Here is a 15,322-nt window from a genome sequence, read left to right on the forward strand (position 1 = left end):
TAACCCGTCACCCTTTATACCATTTTTTTAGGAAACTCTTAATTGCTGGGGTAACTATGACCCTATTTTATGTGGCTTTACCCATCCAGTAGAGCGAAGAGCCTTGTTAAAAGACCTTGAGGAGATTACTTCTTCAAGGTCTTTTTTTTACCTTACCCAGTGGCGAATGAATCGGGCGGCAAGTCTCGAAAGAACTTAATCCTCATCAGCCCCGTATCAACTTTCTGCCAAAATCGTGTGCGTACAGCAAAGATGCCTGAATTTTATAACCTATTTGCATTGCCGCTTTCCTTCTTAACACCTTCAAAATCCCCAGTTATCTCCATGTTTCATTCCAAAAACCCTACCCTCGCTTTCTGGCGGTTTTTTCAGATGAAATGTCTTTTGCAACTGCCCTCAGGCATACACCGACTAAAAATAGTAAGAGCAATTCAACAATCCTCCGCAACTATTTAGCCATTTGAAGCGATGGTTATATCAGAAAGACAGTCTGGTGACGACCAGTTGATATAGAACAGGTAAGGAAACGATTAGGCTAGCCGCCTTCCTGACTTCACAGCAGCCGTGCGGCGATATTACAATCGAAAAGGAAGCATGAAAGACGATTGCCGATGGACAAATTCGCTGAGAAGGAAATACTGGACAGCTGTGCTCAGTATCTTACAACGGTGTTTGCCAAGCGATTTCGGCAGATGTCAACGGGTGAAAATGGAGAGTTGTTATTTCAGCGGACTCTCTGTCCAGATAGCCGTCACACAATCGGTTAGCAGCCAGATTTTAAGGTTGTAGACTCTGTGTCCACGATTTAGACAATTGTATCTATTCTTTTCGCTACGGAGTCAGACATATGGGTTTTGATGTTCCTTTGGTAATGAAAGGAAAAGATGCTTTAGAATCTGCGCTTCGTTCCACTCAAAGAATGACCTCGGAACAAATCAAAAAATTTATAGAGGCCGCAAAAAAATTAATGGAGAGTGACTAAAATGGAAAGCGTACAAGCATTTAGTGTAGCAGAGTTTGAAGAAGTTGAGCCTCTAAAATGGGTTGCCAAAGGGAGAGCGTATGAAGATATTAAGATAGGCGAATTACTCGCTTGTGAGCTTCCAAACGGAGAGAGAATACTATTGAAAGTCGAAACCATTATGGCTTATAAAAAAAGTATCCCCGAATTAAATTCAGGGTTGACAGGAGCGTTAACTTTGTTAGCTCAAAAGGACTTTCATATCTTGAAGGAAATTAATATGCTGTATAAAAATCAGTAATAATTAAAGATTCCCCGAGCAGAGCTAACAATTCATGGAACAATCCTGTAGTTAATAAAGTTTTTACACCTGCTGTAGATAGAGCAGCGGCCTTCCTCGAAGAGGCTAGGCGAATTAATCGTATGGGAGGGCCCGGTGTTAGTAACGGAAACTACAATAAAATTAATAGCCCAAGTAATAAAAGATTGCCACCAGAAGGAAGAAATTATCCTGCTAATTGGGAAGGAGAGTCAAAATGTTTCTAAAAAAGCATCCAATCGATACTTGTCACATATGTCGTCAAGGATGGGTAGTAATTGTGAAGGAAATCTCTTCAGATAAATTCCTTGTGTATTGCAATGAATGTGAATCTGAATGGACTCATCCTGAAAGTTATTTCAAGAATGAGGAAAGTACGCTTTTTAATATTGGAAGGATTACTGAACCTGAGGAAGAAGAAGTTAAAGCAATAAACTGGGATAAATATGTAAGTGGCGAATTGAAGAGCAGAATAAAACCCTACTGATGTATTGCGTCAAATGGTGGACGCTGGCCTAATATCAAAGCTGAGTATAAAAAGTATATTAAAAATAATTAGGGGGAATAGCGGGTGCTTGACGATAAGGAGAGTATTGACATTAAATATACCCTCAAAGAAAATCCGTTTCACGGGACAGGTATTCTTAACCATTCGTGGGGGGCATTTGAATTCTGGGTTAATGGCAAAGATTTATGCAGGTTTCGTAAAAATGATATCGAGACCCCCTATATTTGGAATCTGATTTATTTAATTGAATATTTCTGCGAACACCTTGACTCGATTTTGCATGATACTAATTTCGCCTTTGAAATACAAAGTGATAACACCCTGGAAATGCTTTTAGCAGTGGAACGTCTTATTGATAGTGATGAGGAAAGTCTTGACTTTGAAAGAAAACAAGATTGGACATTCATACATTCATGGTTTTCTCACAGAGCAGGTTCGTATCTTCCCAACGTCTATTTTAGAAGAAAAGGAGACCACATTGAGATATGTTGGGATAATACAAGTGTTTATAAAAATGAAGGTGTGAGCTTCACTAGCCCACATACAGGCATTTTGCTGGTTTTAAAACAGCTATTATTAATTTTCTAATCGAAATCTTTAAAGAATTAGTTTTGTTAGACCCATCGCATGAGCAAGAATATAACAAGTTAAAGAAAAAGATAACATCTACTTCTATCTAATTCTAAATCCAAATGAAGTCGGGCGGCGATTGTAAATAATCATCATCCTTTTTGTCAGGTTTGATACTTTAAAGATTTTGTGCCCGAATGAGAGAGGTGTAACCTGTGTCATTTGAATTAAATATTTTAGTATTACATTTAGAAGTCCCGGAACCTTTACCATTTAACACACCATTCATGTTGAACATCGAATCAAAAGAGGTTCTTTCACATGCAATTCACTGGCCTTTTATGAGTCTAAATAAGGGGATATGGTATATTGTGGGTATTGAGGAAGGTGGCTTATTCAGTGCAATGCCTATTATTGATACAGATTTTGAACAAGTAGATGATAACAACGTTCCTTATTGGGTAAAAAGTGAGGAATCTAGATCAAATCTAACTACACTTAAATTCTTGGATGCTTATGAAGATGATTTGATCAAACTTATTCAGCACTTAATACAACAATCTCCAATAAATTCTATAATGCTTATGTCTCGGTATCAAGGAGGAGATAAAGAAATAATATGCGGTGTTCTTTCTTTAGATGAGTTTATATCTTTACACTCGGAGGATAAACTTTTATTCAATGTATGCTATATTATCCGACATGTATAGATTAGCCCTAAGTACTTTGCGACTAGTCCTCACAAGGCTGTTTCTTTTCCTGCTGGGTTATTATTAACAACATAAAAACCGATAGAACGATACTAGCGGCGTACATAATGTCATATCAAGTAGATTCAAGTGTGTTAAGGGAGATAATATTAATAAGGGTGATTGGCGATTGATGAAATGGTTTAAACTAAATGCTAACCAATTTGGTGAATTTGGATTTGCGGAAGCGGAAGTCTGGCCTATCTTACCGCATCCTAGCAGTAACACACTTGAAATATTAGTTTGGGGTATTGATATTTCTTGGAAGTCTCTTGAGGAATTAGGGTACTTAGTTGATCATGGTTCTGATTATTATCTTCATGGATGGACAAAATTCAAATTTAAGAACTTAACTACCCTAGAGATTCGGGTAAGTTTATACGAAGATGAGAAAGGAAGTCGCTTTCTAAATAAAGAAAACAGTAATCTGAAATTAGAAAAAAAGTTTCTTTACAAAAATGAACTAACCTCAGATGTTCATGCAGATTATTACATTTCTTGTGTCATGAATTGGCCATTTGGTTTTTGTGAGATTCAATTAAAAGGGTTAAATGAATTTGAAATAGATTTAACGGATATAAAGTTAGTTACTTTAAACGATTATCTCCAAGATGTAAGTAAGTACAATCATAATTTATGATCTATTTTTAACGACCTTTCGACTAACCCCCGCAAGGTTTTCTTTTTTCTGCCGCGGCATCGCTAACATATTTCAAGTACAGATGAATCGGTTAGTATGAGTCGTTCTTTCAATAGACTTATCAAGGGCAGGCCATCGTTTGTATGATGCGAAAGTTGATCAATATCGTATATAAGATGATGAAGAAGAGGACGGCATATATCTTGCCTGTTTCGAAACTGAATACAGGGTGATAAAATAATTTAATAAGACCATTTTAAGGGGGATCTCCCAAAATGCTGAAAAAGCTTGAGGGTAATCATGCAGAATTGTTTAAGGCGTGGACTGACGACAATGAGGATACGATTGTAGATATTGAAGGTAAGCACTATTTGGTCAAACCGTTGAAAAATATTGTCCAAGAGGAAATTGAGAGCGACGGGGAACTGAAAGCTTTAATTATGCAAGCGAAACAGGATATTGCCAATGGCGAAGTATATTCTTCTGAAGACATTTATGATTTTGCAGGAATGAGTAATGTTAATTAACATCCGGAAATCATTGTTACATCCATTAACATATCTTAAGATAGATAGCTGTCTTGGGATATTCAATACAATTTGTAAGTGGGGTTGATGCATTGAAGGTGATTTTTTTAGATATTGATGGTGTTATGGTAACTTCGAGGCATTTAATCCAAAGTAAAAAATATTTTGGGCATGAATTTGATCCTGAATGTGTCGCTAACTTAAAAGAAGTTTTAGATATTACAGGAGCCAATATCGTCGTAACCTCTTCTTGGAGAGAGGGGAGAAGTTTAAAACAACTAAAATCCATTTTTGAAATAAATGGAATTCATAGAGTTGTAGGAATGACGCCAATTATCGAAGGTGCGATCCGTGGAAGAGAGATAAAGGAATACTTATTAAATGCAGCAGGTACGGAATTGGAAGTGCAGAAATTTGTTGTTTTAGATGATGAAGAGGAAATGGGAGAATTGGAAGAATTTTTAATTGAAACAGATTTTAGAAGTGGAGTGACTTCACAAATTAAAGATGAAATTGTGAAACAACTTATCACATAATAATTAAACATTTTACTCGCATAATATGGGAACAGAGTTTAATGAGCTGATACAATGTACATTAGGATTGAACATCGGTAGAGTTGAACAATTTTATGCAAAAATGGAGTGTAAGATATTGATGGTAATACAAACATATTTACTACGGCCGTTTGCTAAGATTACGGACCTGACCGATGCCATAAATAATCCGCACAAGTACTTTATTAATATTGAGAACCATCAAGAAATAGAAGAAATTGAAAATCAAGTAGATTTACATTATGTAAGTGGTGTTATATGCATAAAATATAATCATAGTACAATACTTGACTTTTCCCATTGGGATTTAGTCGACCAGTTATGGTCATACATTGTTGATATGGTAGAGGGATTCGAATCACTTGGAAACGCAGAAGCTTATTTCCCTGACCAACCCATCAAATTAGAATTTAAAAGGATTAATTCAAAGCTAATGTTGGTTTCCTTGGGGGAATTTAAATATACAGTGGAAAGCTCGGTTTTTTTAGAGAAGTTATTAGACTCCGCTAACATATTTTTCACGTCGATGCACCAATACTTCAATATCAAAACTTACTCTAGACAGTTACAAAAAATCGAACTGCTGCAAAAAAACTGATTTTCATGACACATTGTAACTAACATTGGAAAAGTTATTTAAACGTAAGACAAACATCATCCATTGCTATCCGCTAAAGGATATGGTAATGTTTTATTAGATCATTTTTGTTAATACTAAAAAAGACCGTTTAAGTGCGTGAACACTTAAACGGTCAGACAACGAAGCTGTGGACACCCACGGCGCGCATAGTTTACAACCTAAGCGAAAAACCACCGATCAGGAGCCAACCTAATTACGGTGGTTTTTTCGCTTGTTCACTTTTCTTTTTATCCATTTGGCAAGCTTCCGGGAACTAAACCACAGGCTTAGCAAAGTAGCTGTCCATTTCAGGATATCAAGCAGTGTCACAAGTGTGACCAGGGCGATCACCTCCTTTGCAAAGAGGCTGCGCCGTGGTCATTTTTTCCACCGTTCGTTATCATGCTAGAATTATATCATAGTTTGCTAGATGTTGTGTATTTATTGGTTGGAGTTCCTAATTTTGAAAAGTTGAAGCTTACGTTTCGCCAACCTCTACGTCCTCGCCCTCACTTCAATCCCTTCCGCGTCACGAACTCGGTGGCGCGCAGCACCTCGCCGATTTCCTCGTCGGAGACGTCGTTTTCCCCGTAGCGGACCCGGTTGTACGCCTCGGTTACCGCGCGGACCGCTTGCTCGGGCAGTGTATTTCTCTGCCGTAGTTCCGATCCGGTCTCGTTCGGCGTCAGCGCCTTGTCGAACGGGTACCCTTGGCTCGCGGCTTCGCGGATGAGCAGGGCGTACAAGTACCGCACCCGTTCCCGGTTGCTTTGCAGCTGCGCCCATTTCGGGCCGTCGCGCCTGTCGCGGTGCAAGCGGCCGGTCACGCCGTTCCACCACTGCCGCGAAATTTCTTTCCACTCGAACAGGCTTTCTTTCTCGTCGGTGTATCCGTCCGCGGCGCCCGCCGCTTTGTCGAAAAGGCTCCGCCCCAGCAGCCTGCGGATCAAGCGTACTGCTGCGGGCACGAGTCTGCTCGCGATGAGATACAGCGCGAGCCCGATAACGGCCGCGATGATGATATAGCCGCCGATAAGCTGCACGTAGTGCATCAGCGTGTCCAGCCATGTCGGCTCGCTTGCGGGCGGAGCCGGAGGGAGCTGCGGCAGCTGCCGCTCTTCGGCGGGGAGGGGCTGCGGCGTCGTATCACCTGGTATCAAGCGAAGCAGCCAGCCGAGGAAAGCCCGCGCAGCGCCGAGCAAAGCATGCCCCACCTGCTGAAAATAAGCGATCCCCACGATAGCCGCGATGAGCAAAATAAGCCATATCCGGTTCAGGCGCCGCACGGAGCCCGAAAGCGCCGACTGGGCTTGATCGGAGCCGGCGAGCGTCGCCCGCAGGAGTTGGGAACGGTTGATGTAAAACAGAAAAATGACGAGCGAGACAAACCCCGTTCCGTTCGCCCAGCCTGTATAGGGTTCCGTTAATGGAAAACGGCTCATCAACGGCACGCCGATAAAGTAGACGATGAATCCGCTAAGAAAGGCGCCGTATGGGAACAACCGGCTCCATGCCGTTTTTGGCAATTGGCTGCCCCGGTAGGCGAGCAGCAGCCCGGCAGCAGAGCAAGCCCAGCCGTGCCAGCCTGTGCCTTGCATGGCAACGGCGATGGAACAGCCCGCCGCCACACAGAACATATATTCGTAAATGCGCCGCGATAATAGTTTCGTCATGCCTCCCGCCCAGCCGGCCGCGTAGAAGGCGACGAGCATTAGCAGCGTTGCGGCAAGCGGCGTGCCGGCGATATAGACTTGCAGGAGCAGCACGGCCGGAAAAAAGACGGTCAATTCGACCGAGCCGAGGAGGGCGGCCATACCGAGCCCGATCAAGATCCGTTTAGCTTGCTGCATGATTGCCGGCCACCTCCTCCGCGTCCGAATCGATAATGCCATGTTCCAGAGGCACAACAAAGACGCTGTGTCCCGCCGCCTCCAGCATGCCGATCTGTTCCGCGATTTTGTCGGAGACGAAGGGGGTGATCAGCACCACATCCGTCGCCGTCCCGCCCAATTCGAGTCCGAGTCCGTTCTCCAGGAAGTCGTGAAAAGCCCGGCAGCAGGCGACGGCAAGCTTCGCCATCGTCTCGTATATGTACTCCAGCTGCGAGGCGCCGCCTTCCGGAGCTATAAAGACGGGCGTTCCCGGCTGATCCGGCGTGTAGCTGTTGCAGCCGAAGCCGACGGGAACTCCCTGAAGCGCGGCATGCCGGGCGAGGGTGGCGGCGTAGGAAATGCCTTTTTCCACCAGCTCGGGATCAGTTACGGCGTCCCACATCGTCTCTGTAATCTGCGTGTTGACGATGATCAAAAGACGCGGGTCGGCCGTGAACTCGCGGTTGTACACCTGAAGCCGGCCGCTTCGCGCCGTCGCTTTCCAGTGGATGCTGCTCATCGTATCGCCGTAGCGGTATTCGCGGACGCCGGAGGACAGGAACGGATCCTGGATGATCCATCTTTTGACGATCACGTCACCCTGCCACCTGCTGGAGGGGAGCGGGATGTCGCGGTAATCAAGAAGCTGCGGATATACGAGCAGCTCCAGGTTTATTTTTTGCGTCTTCGCCGCAGCTTCAAGGCCCATGATGTCGCCGACGGATATAGCGGCGGATTCCAGCTTGTACCAGCCGCGCCGGGCGCAGCGAATATGGTGGCGGCGGACGATTTTCGTGTACGGCATCATGCTGAACAGGCTGCGGTGATTTTGAAAAATCGCGCCGCTGCTGACCGCGAAGTTCGTCTGCTTGCCAAAATGCAGCCCCGCATGGATCATCGATTCCAGCCGGAGCCATGGCACGGGGAGCGGCTTGCGGTTGACGATGGTCTCGATCATTTCGACTTCATCGCCGACATGGCAATGGGTCTTGTTGAACGTTCGTTCCACGCGCAGCCCGGCAAAGCCGAAACGGCTGAACAAACGGTGCTGCAAAAGGCAAAGGGCGGCGGCGATGACGATGATCCAGCTGATCCCCATCGGCTACCCCAGCTTGACTTCCGTCGGCACCGGCGTTTGCGCCATAATTTTGCGCAAAATGTCTGCAGCCGGATTGTCCTGCTGGCGGGTTCTGGCTTTCAGCAAAATTCGGTGCGACCATACCGGTTCGGCCAGCGTTTTGATATCGTCCGGCAGCACGTAGTCGCGCCCGCGAAGCATGGCGAACGCCTGTACGGACTTGAACATGGCGCGGACGCCCCGCGGGCTGACGCCGAGCGCCACGTCCGGGTGCGAGCGGGTTTGCTCGGCGAGCTGCACCATGTACTGCAGCAGCTCGTCGCTTATCCGTACCTGCGCGTAGAAACGCTGGGCTTCCGCAAGCTCCGCGCGGCTGACGACGGGCGACAGCTGTTCCAGCGGATCGTGCTGCTGATACAGCTTCAAAATGCGCAGCTGCTCGTCCAGGGAAGGATAGCCCAGCGATATTTTCATCAGGAAGCGGTCGAGCTGCGCCTCGGGAAGCGGGAACGTCCCCTGGTTCTCGACAGGGTTTTGCGTAGCGATAACGAGGAACGGAGCTTCCAGCGCCCGCGTTTCGCCGTCGATGCTTACCTGCCGCTCCTCCATGCATTCCAGCAGGCTGGACTGCGTTCTCGGCGTAGCCCGGTTGATCTCATCGGCCAGCACGATATGGGCGAACAGCGGGCCCGGGCGGAATTCGAACTCGCCGAGCTTTTGATTATAGAAGTTGATGCCGCTTACATCGGAGGGGAGCAAATCCGGCGTAAACTGAATTCTTTTGAACGTGCAGTCGAGAGAACGCGCCATCGCTTTAGCCAGCTGCGTTTTCCCGGTGCCGGGGACATCCTCCAGCAAAATATGCCCTGAAGAGATGAGGGCGATCAGCATGAGCTCGATCGTGTCCTCTTTTCCGACGATGACTTTGCCGATGTTTTCCTTGATCCGCGCGGCCGTGCGCCCGATTGTTCCGATATCCATGAGTGACAGTCACCTCTGTATAAAGAAAATCATTCCAGTTTCTAGTTTCGCACAAAATCAGGCAAAAGAGTACGGGAGATGTTCCAGAAAAAGTTGGATGAAATCATGGGGGAAGTTGTGAATTCGCAGGCCAGTGAGTACAATGATGGTGGGATTGCCGGTGCTCAGGGAAGACTTTCTGGCCTCGCTGATGAGCCGCAAGTTTGATCATGAAATGTAACCGAACTTTGATAATGGAGGAATGTCCATGTTTTCCGAACTTGAGAAGCAGGCGTTATATAAAGCGATTTACACGCGGCGGGATGTACGGACTTTTTTAACCCACAGTATTCCCGACGAAGTCATTCTGAAGCTCTTGGATGCGGCTCATCACGGTCCGTCCGTAGGCTTTATGCAGCCTTGGAATTTTATTCTGGTTACCTCCGACAGCATGAAGGAGCGGTTGGCTTGGGCGGCGGATAAAGAAAGAAGGGCCTTGGCCATCCACTACGAAGGCGAACGGCAAGACCAATTCCTGAGCCTGAAAATCGAGGGAATCAAACAAGCGCCGCTGACAATATGCGTGACTTGCGATCCTACGCGGGGCGGCTCCCACGTGCTCGGCCGCAATTCCATTCCGGAAACGGATATCATGTCCACAGCGTGCGCCATTCAAAATATGTGGCTGGCCGCTTGCGTGGAAGGCTTGGCTATGGGATGGGTCAGCTTTTATAAAAAGAACGATATCCGGGATATATTGAACATCCCTTATCACATCGACCCGGTTGCTTTAATTTCAATCGGTTATACGGACAATTATCCGGATAAGCCTATTCTGGAAACGGCAAATTGGGAAAACAGAAGGGAGTTAACCGACTTGATCTATAAAGATACATGGGGAACCCCTCATGCTTTCAAATAAAATAAGCCGCTTAAGTGCGCTCTTCCGCACGAGAAGCCAGGCTATATTTTTTTCGCAATACACTGGCAATGTACCCGCTTAAACCACCAATGCACGCCGGAAGCACCCAGCCTAAACCTACGTTATACATGGGGAGATACTGAGTGAAGTAATGATTCATGACTTCGATTCGTGCTCCGGCAGCACTCAGACCGTCAAATAAACTAATGATAAAGGTGAATAGCAAGGTACCTTGATATACTTCCGGCTTGCCGTTGAATATTTGGTGCAGGAACGTCAGGAATATTAATGAGATCGCAATCGGATACAGGGTCATTAGAACAGGGACTGAAATCTTAATTAATTCCGTTAATCCGATATTGGCGACTAATGTGCTGAAAACGGACAAAATAACAGCCAATTTTTTGTAAGAGACCTTCGGAAACAAGGCATGGAAAAAGGAAGAGCATGCAGTGATCAATCCTACACATGTAGTCAAACATGCCACTGTAATCATTAATCCTAACAAAACTGCACCATAAGAACCAAAGTAATAGCTCGAAACTTTTGCCAAAATTTCAGCTCCGTTACTTAAATGTCCCAATTTTTCAACACTGGAGGCCCCCATGTAGGAAAGTGCGGTATAGATAAGGATTAAAAGTAAACCCGCAATAACCGTTGCTTTTACGCAAGTAGCTAAAATTTGTTTTTTGGAGGCGGCTCCTTTTTCTTTAATCGCATTTACAATGATGATCCCGAACACAAATGACACAAGGGCGTCCAGCGTTAAATAACCTTCCTGGAACCCTTTATAAAATACGTTGGATGCGTACTCTTGAACAGGCGCTTGAAGGGCGCCGATTGGATGAATAATTGCTGTTACTACGATAATTCCGATAAAAGTCAATTTAATAGGGGTTAAGATTTTCCCGACTACATGGACAATTTTTAAAGGATTCAGCGATAACAAACATGCCACCGTAAAAAACAGGATGGTGAAGATAGCCAAAGGAATGGTAGTTGCCTGACCTGATAAAAAAGGTTTGACCCCAATCTCGAACGATACATTGCCGGCTCTGGGAATGGCAAAAAAAGGGCCGATCGCAAGGTAAAGAATCGTTGTGAAAACGATGCCGAATAACGGGTGTACACGACTGGCTAAAGACTGCAAGTTGTCTTTGCCTGAATAAACAAATGCTGTGACAGCCAGCAAGGGCAATCCGACCCCGGTAACTAAAAAGCCTGTGTTGGCAATCCAAACATACTTTCCGGATAATTGGCCAAGCATAGGTGGAAAAATTAAATTGCCTGCTCCGAAAAACAAGGCAAATAACATTAATCCAATGATCATGACGAAAGAAAATGGAATTTTTTGTGACACGCTGCTAATCCTCCTGCTTGTCCCTTAATTAGTCATAACTTTGAGGCGGGACTTCTGTCTATACTGTTGAACAGTATATACCACATTGCAGCCGGATGCATCTTGTGGATTCAAACATGGAAGATGTTGTGAATTCGCAGGTCAGTGAGTACAATGATGGTGAGAAAGGCCTAGGTCTTTATGCTTGGGAAGCGGGCTTTCCCGCGAAAGCTTTTGGGAGGACGACGATCATGTACAAATTGATTTTGGCGGACGATGAAGAGGATGTCAGAGAGGGCGTTGTCCAGGAAGTGGATTGGGCGTCCATCGGTTTTGAGGTCGTCGACAAAGCGGAGAACGGGCGCGAGGCGCTGGAAATGGTCGAGCGGCTGCAGCCTGACGTCGTTGTGACGGATATACAGATGCCCTTTATGAACGGGCTGCAGTTTGCGGAGATTGTCCGGGAGCGGTTTCCGACGATTAAAATCATTATTTTGACCGGGCACGACGAGTTTGAATACGCTCAAAAGGCGGTCAAGCTCCATATCGACGAATATGTGCTGAAGCCTTTTTCCGCGCAGGAGCTGGTTGGCACGCTGCTGAAGGTGAAGGGGCAAATTCAGGAGGAGGTGGCGCACCGCGAGGACGTGCAGCTGCTCAAAGAGCACTACCGCAAAAGCATGCCGGTGCTCAGGGAAAACTTCCTGGCCTCGCTGATGAGCCGCAAGCTGCCGCGCGGCGAAATCTACGAGAAGGCGAGCACCTACGCTGTCAGCCTGGAGGGCGGCAGCTTCGTCGCAGCCGTCGTCAGCATCGACGGGGCGCCGATCGGCGAAGACGATGCCGTGGACCGCGACGAGCTTGCGAAATCGGTATCGCTGCAATATTCCGAGGACCAGGCGCTGAAATATTTTGCGCTGCTGAACATATCGGAAGAAATTGCCGCGAAGCGGGGGCTTGGCCTCGTGTTCATGCATAACGACCAGGTGACCGTACTGGCCGTCCACCGGACGGCGGACCGCGCCGCCGCGCTGCAGCAAACTTTGAAAGTGCTGGATGAAATTCGCCAGAACGTGGAAAAGTACCTGAAGTTCTCGGTAACGTCCGGAGTCGGCACGGTAATGAACGATGCCGCCAAATTGAGCTATTCTTATAAGGATGCCGTGCAGGCGCTCGATTACAGAATTATTCTCGGCACCAACCGCATCATCTCAATCGACGATGTGGAGGCGCGGAACGTGGAGAAGATGCGTTTTGACGATCTCAAAGAACATGCGTTGATCCGCTGCATCAAAGTCGGGACGAGCCGGGAGATCAAGGAGACGATCGACGAGCTTTTTCACGGTGTGGAAGCCGGATTTTCGGTGAAAGATTACCAGATCTATTTGCTGGAAATTTTGACGTGCATTTTGAAAGCGGCGAAAGATTCGAATCTTGACGTCGACGAGGTGTTCGGGGGAAATTTTGTGCCGTTTACGGAAATCAACAAATTCACTTCGCTGGAAGAGGCCAAGCATTGGCTTGTCGAGCTGTGCTCCGGCATGATGAGCCATATCGCGAATGACCGCCAGTACACCTACAGGCATCTCGTGGACAAAGCCAAGGAATACACGAAGAATCATTATCACGAAGGGGATATTTCGATCCAAAAGGTGTGCGGCTATTTGCATATCAGCGCGGGTTATTTCAGCAGCATTTTCAAGAAAGAAACGAAGATGACTTTTGTCCATTACTTGAACCATATCCGCATGGAAGCCGCGAAGGAACTGCTGCGGACGACCGATATGAAGGCGCTGGAAATCGCGGAGAAGGTCGGCTATGCCGATGCGAACTATTTCAGCTTCAGCTTCCGCAAGCATGTGGGCGTTTCCCCGAAAGAGTATAGAAACAGTTCCAGAGGGGGTTAATTTTTGATCAAACGAATGCAATTTTTCTTGAAGGCAATGTATACCGTACTGCTTGACACCATGAGGGTCAGGAGCATCCAGTTTACGATTACATTGTCTTTTATTTGTATGACGGTGCTGGTGATGCTGACCGTTTCTTTGGTGCTGTACAACAAATTTTCGAAGACTGCGGAGGAGAACGCTTTTCTGAACACGCAGCAAATTATCGAGCAGGTTCAGCTTAATCTGGAAAATTACATTAAGGGCATGGCCGATACGTTCGAGGTCGTCGATGATAAAATCGCCCAAAGCCGGGGCATCCCTTCGGACAAGCTGCTTGACGCGCTGAATACGATTGCGAGCACGCGAGCGGACATTGTCTCCATCGATTTGTTCGCGGCGGACGGGCAGCTCGTGACCGGAATTCGCGGGACGGACATGCGCAGCAATACGCGGCTGACCGAGCAGGGCTGGTTCAGGTCGGCTTTGGAGAATCCGAACCATTTGACTTTTTCGCTGCCGCATATTCAGAACCTTTTTAAAGGGCCGTATAAATGGGTGGTTTCCATGAGCAAAGGGGTGAAGATCAGCAGAAACGGGCAAATGACCGACGCTGTCCTGCTGGTCGATGTGAACTTCAAGACGCTCGACGACGTGTTCCGCACGGTAAGCCTGGGCAAAAAAGGTTACGTTTACATCATCGACGAATCCGCGGGAAGCATCGTGTATCATCCTCAGCAGCAGCTGATTTATATCGGTTTGAAATACGAGAATGTCGAGCAGGCGCTGAAATTTTCTTACGGCAAATATATGGACGAAGCGGACGGGGAGAAGCGGCTTAACGTCGTCAGGACCGTGAACAATATCGGCTGGAAAATTATCGGGGTATCCTATCTGGATGAAATCATCACGACGCGCAAGGAGATCAGCACGTTCATGATTTGGCTGCTGCTCATCGTGATGGTGTTCGTGCTGCTCATTTCCGCGTTTATGTCCGCGCGTATTACACAGCCGATCAAACGGCTTCGGAGATCGATGGAAATGGTGGAGAAGGGCGATTTCGACACGTATATTCACGTCCGGGGCGCCGCCGAGGTCGAGCATCTGTCGCGCCGCTTCAATCTGATGGTCAGCCGGGTCCGGGAGCTGATGGACCAAAGCATCCGCGAGCAGGAGGCGAAGCGGAAGAACGAGCTGGATGTGCTGCAGTCGCAGATCAATCCGCACTTTTTGTACAACACGCTGAACTCGGTCGTGCGGATGGTCGGCAGCGGCAAGAACGAGGAGGTGGTGACGACGATTACGTCGCTCTCCAAGTTTTTTCGCATCAGCCTGAGCAAAGGGAAGGCGATCATTACGGTGCAGGAGGAAATCGAGCATGTCCGCAACTATTTGATCATCCAGAAGATGCGCTACAAGGACAAATTCGACTACAGCATCGAGGTTCAGGAGGAAGCGCTGCCTTATAAGACGCTGAAGCTGATTTTGCAGCCGATTGTGGAAAATGCGCTCTATCACGGCATCGAGTATATGGCGGACGAGGGTTTTATCGATATATCGGTACGTCTGGAGGACGGTAAAGTTTGGTTCAGAATTCGCGATAACGGAGTCGGCATTCCCGAGGCGAAGCTCAAGCATATTTTGAGCGGGCATGCGAAAAGCGATCAAGGCTCCGGCGTCGGCCTGCGCAATGTGCACGAGCGGATCAAACTCTATTTTGGCCCGGACTACGGTATTACGGTGGAGAGCGAGCTGGAAGAGGGGACGACGGTGAATATATGGATTCCGATGGTGCTGGAAGATGAATAGGGGGCTC

Annotated in this window: 17 protein-coding genes; 13 read left to right on the forward strand and 4 right to left on the reverse strand. The window is 46.9% G+C overall.

Annotated elements, in window-relative coordinates; translation table 11 throughout:
• Positions 1-847: 847 nt before the first annotated feature.
• From AC6RNO_RS33250 to AC6RNO_RS33290, 9 genes are all read left to right on the forward strand, one after another.
• Entirely contained in the window at positions 848-982 is a 135-nt protein-coding gene (locus tag AC6RNO_RS33250) for a hypothetical protein (protein ID WP_497108055.1), read from the forward strand.
• A 1-nt stretch (position 983) separates the two neighbouring features.
• Complete coding sequence (locus tag AC6RNO_RS33255) at positions 984-1,262, forward strand: hypothetical protein (protein ID WP_497108056.1); 279 nt, start codon at positions 984-986, stop codon at positions 1,260-1,262.
• Positions 1,263-1,560: 298 nt separating this feature from the next.
• A complete protein-coding gene (locus AC6RNO_RS33260) occupies positions 1,561-1,767 on the forward strand; it encodes a hypothetical protein (RefSeq protein WP_497108057.1) in 207 nt (68 codons plus the stop codon).
• Between the two features lie 84 nt (positions 1,768-1,851).
• The gene (locus AC6RNO_RS33265) at positions 1,852-2,376 is read left to right on the forward strand and encodes a hypothetical protein (protein ID WP_497108058.1); all 525 of its coding nucleotides are present in this window, start codon (positions 1,852-1,854) and stop codon (positions 2,374-2,376) included.
• A 197-nt stretch (positions 2,377-2,573) separates the two neighbouring features.
• Positions 2,574-3,068, forward strand: a complete 495-nt coding sequence (locus AC6RNO_RS33270) for a hypothetical protein (protein ID WP_497108059.1) — start codon at positions 2,574-2,576, stop codon at positions 3,066-3,068.
• A 172-nt stretch (positions 3,069-3,240) separates the two neighbouring features.
• Positions 3,241-3,747: a hypothetical protein gene (locus AC6RNO_RS33275; protein ID WP_497108060.1), complete on the forward strand. Its 507-nt coding sequence runs from the start codon at positions 3,241-3,243 to the stop codon at positions 3,745-3,747.
• Positions 3,748-4,022: 275 nt separating this feature from the next.
• Positions 4,023-4,274 (forward strand): hypothetical protein, encoded by a 252-nt coding sequence (locus tag AC6RNO_RS33280; protein WP_497108061.1) that lies wholly within the window; start codon positions 4,023-4,025, stop codon positions 4,272-4,274.
• A 98-nt stretch (positions 4,275-4,372) separates the two neighbouring features.
• On the forward strand, positions 4,373-4,810 hold the full coding sequence (locus AC6RNO_RS33285; RefSeq protein WP_497108083.1) for an HAD domain-containing protein: 438 nt from the start codon (positions 4,373-4,375) through the stop codon (positions 4,808-4,810).
• Between the two features lie 118 nt (positions 4,811-4,928).
• Positions 4,929-5,429 carry a hypothetical protein gene (locus AC6RNO_RS33290; protein WP_488436949.1) on the forward strand — a complete coding sequence of 167 codons (501 nt, stop codon included), beginning with the start codon at positions 4,929-4,931 and terminating at the stop codon, positions 5,427-5,429.
• Positions 5,430-5,959: 530 nt separating this feature from the next.
• Here AC6RNO_RS33290 and AC6RNO_RS33295 read toward each other — a convergent pair.
• From AC6RNO_RS33295 to AC6RNO_RS33305, 3 genes are read right to left on the reverse strand one after another with little or no spacing between them, the layout of a single operon-like run.
• Positions 5,960-7,300, reverse strand: coding sequence for a DUF4129 domain-containing protein (locus tag AC6RNO_RS33295; protein ID WP_497108062.1), 1,341 nt, complete (start codon positions 7,298-7,300; stop codon positions 5,960-5,962).
• Positions 7,287-8,420 (reverse strand): DUF58 domain-containing protein, encoded by a 1,134-nt coding sequence (locus AC6RNO_RS33300; protein WP_497108063.1) that lies wholly within the window; start codon positions 8,418-8,420, stop codon positions 7,287-7,289. Before AC6RNO_RS33300 ends, AC6RNO_RS33295 begins: the two co-directional genes overlap by 14 nt.
• Positions 8,421-8,423: 3 nt before the next feature.
• Positions 8,424-9,380 (reverse strand): AAA family ATPase, encoded by a 957-nt coding sequence (locus AC6RNO_RS33305; protein ID WP_497108064.1) that lies wholly within the window; start codon positions 9,378-9,380, stop codon positions 8,424-8,426.
• A gap of 78 nt (positions 9,381-9,458) precedes the next feature.
• Between AC6RNO_RS33305 and AC6RNO_RS33310 the strand changes: the two genes are divergently transcribed.
• Positions 9,459-9,587, forward strand: a complete 129-nt coding sequence (locus AC6RNO_RS33310) for a hypothetical protein (RefSeq protein WP_474686517.1) — start codon at positions 9,459-9,461, stop codon at positions 9,585-9,587.
• 40 nt (positions 9,588-9,627) lie between these two features.
• Complete coding sequence (gene bluB / locus AC6RNO_RS33315; RefSeq protein ID WP_497108065.1) at positions 9,628-10,281, forward strand: 5,6-dimethylbenzimidazole synthase; 654 nt, start codon at positions 9,628-9,630, stop codon at positions 10,279-10,281.
• Positions 10,282-10,291: 10 nt separating this feature from the next.
• On the opposite strand, the gene brnQ is transcribed toward bluB, so the two are convergent.
• Complete coding sequence (gene brnQ, locus AC6RNO_RS33320; RefSeq protein ID WP_488437013.1) at positions 10,292-11,611, reverse strand: branched-chain amino acid transport system II carrier protein; 1,320 nt, start codon at positions 11,609-11,611, stop codon at positions 10,292-10,294.
• Between the two features lie 260 nt (positions 11,612-11,871).
• Between brnQ and AC6RNO_RS33325 the strand changes: the two genes are divergently transcribed.
• Together AC6RNO_RS33325 and AC6RNO_RS33330 are read left to right on the forward strand one after the other, a co-directional pair.
• Entirely contained in the window at positions 11,872-13,527 is a 1,656-nt protein-coding gene (locus AC6RNO_RS33325) for a response regulator (RefSeq protein ID WP_497108066.1), read from the forward strand.
• Positions 13,528-13,563: 36 nt separating this feature from the next.
• On the forward strand, positions 13,564-15,315 hold the full coding sequence (locus AC6RNO_RS33330; RefSeq protein WP_497108084.1) for a histidine kinase: 1,752 nt from the start codon (positions 13,564-13,566) through the stop codon (positions 15,313-15,315).
• Positions 15,316-15,322: the final 7 nt, after the last annotated feature.

The sequence above is a fragment of the Paenibacillus sp. sgz302190 genome (assembly GCF_059820445.1).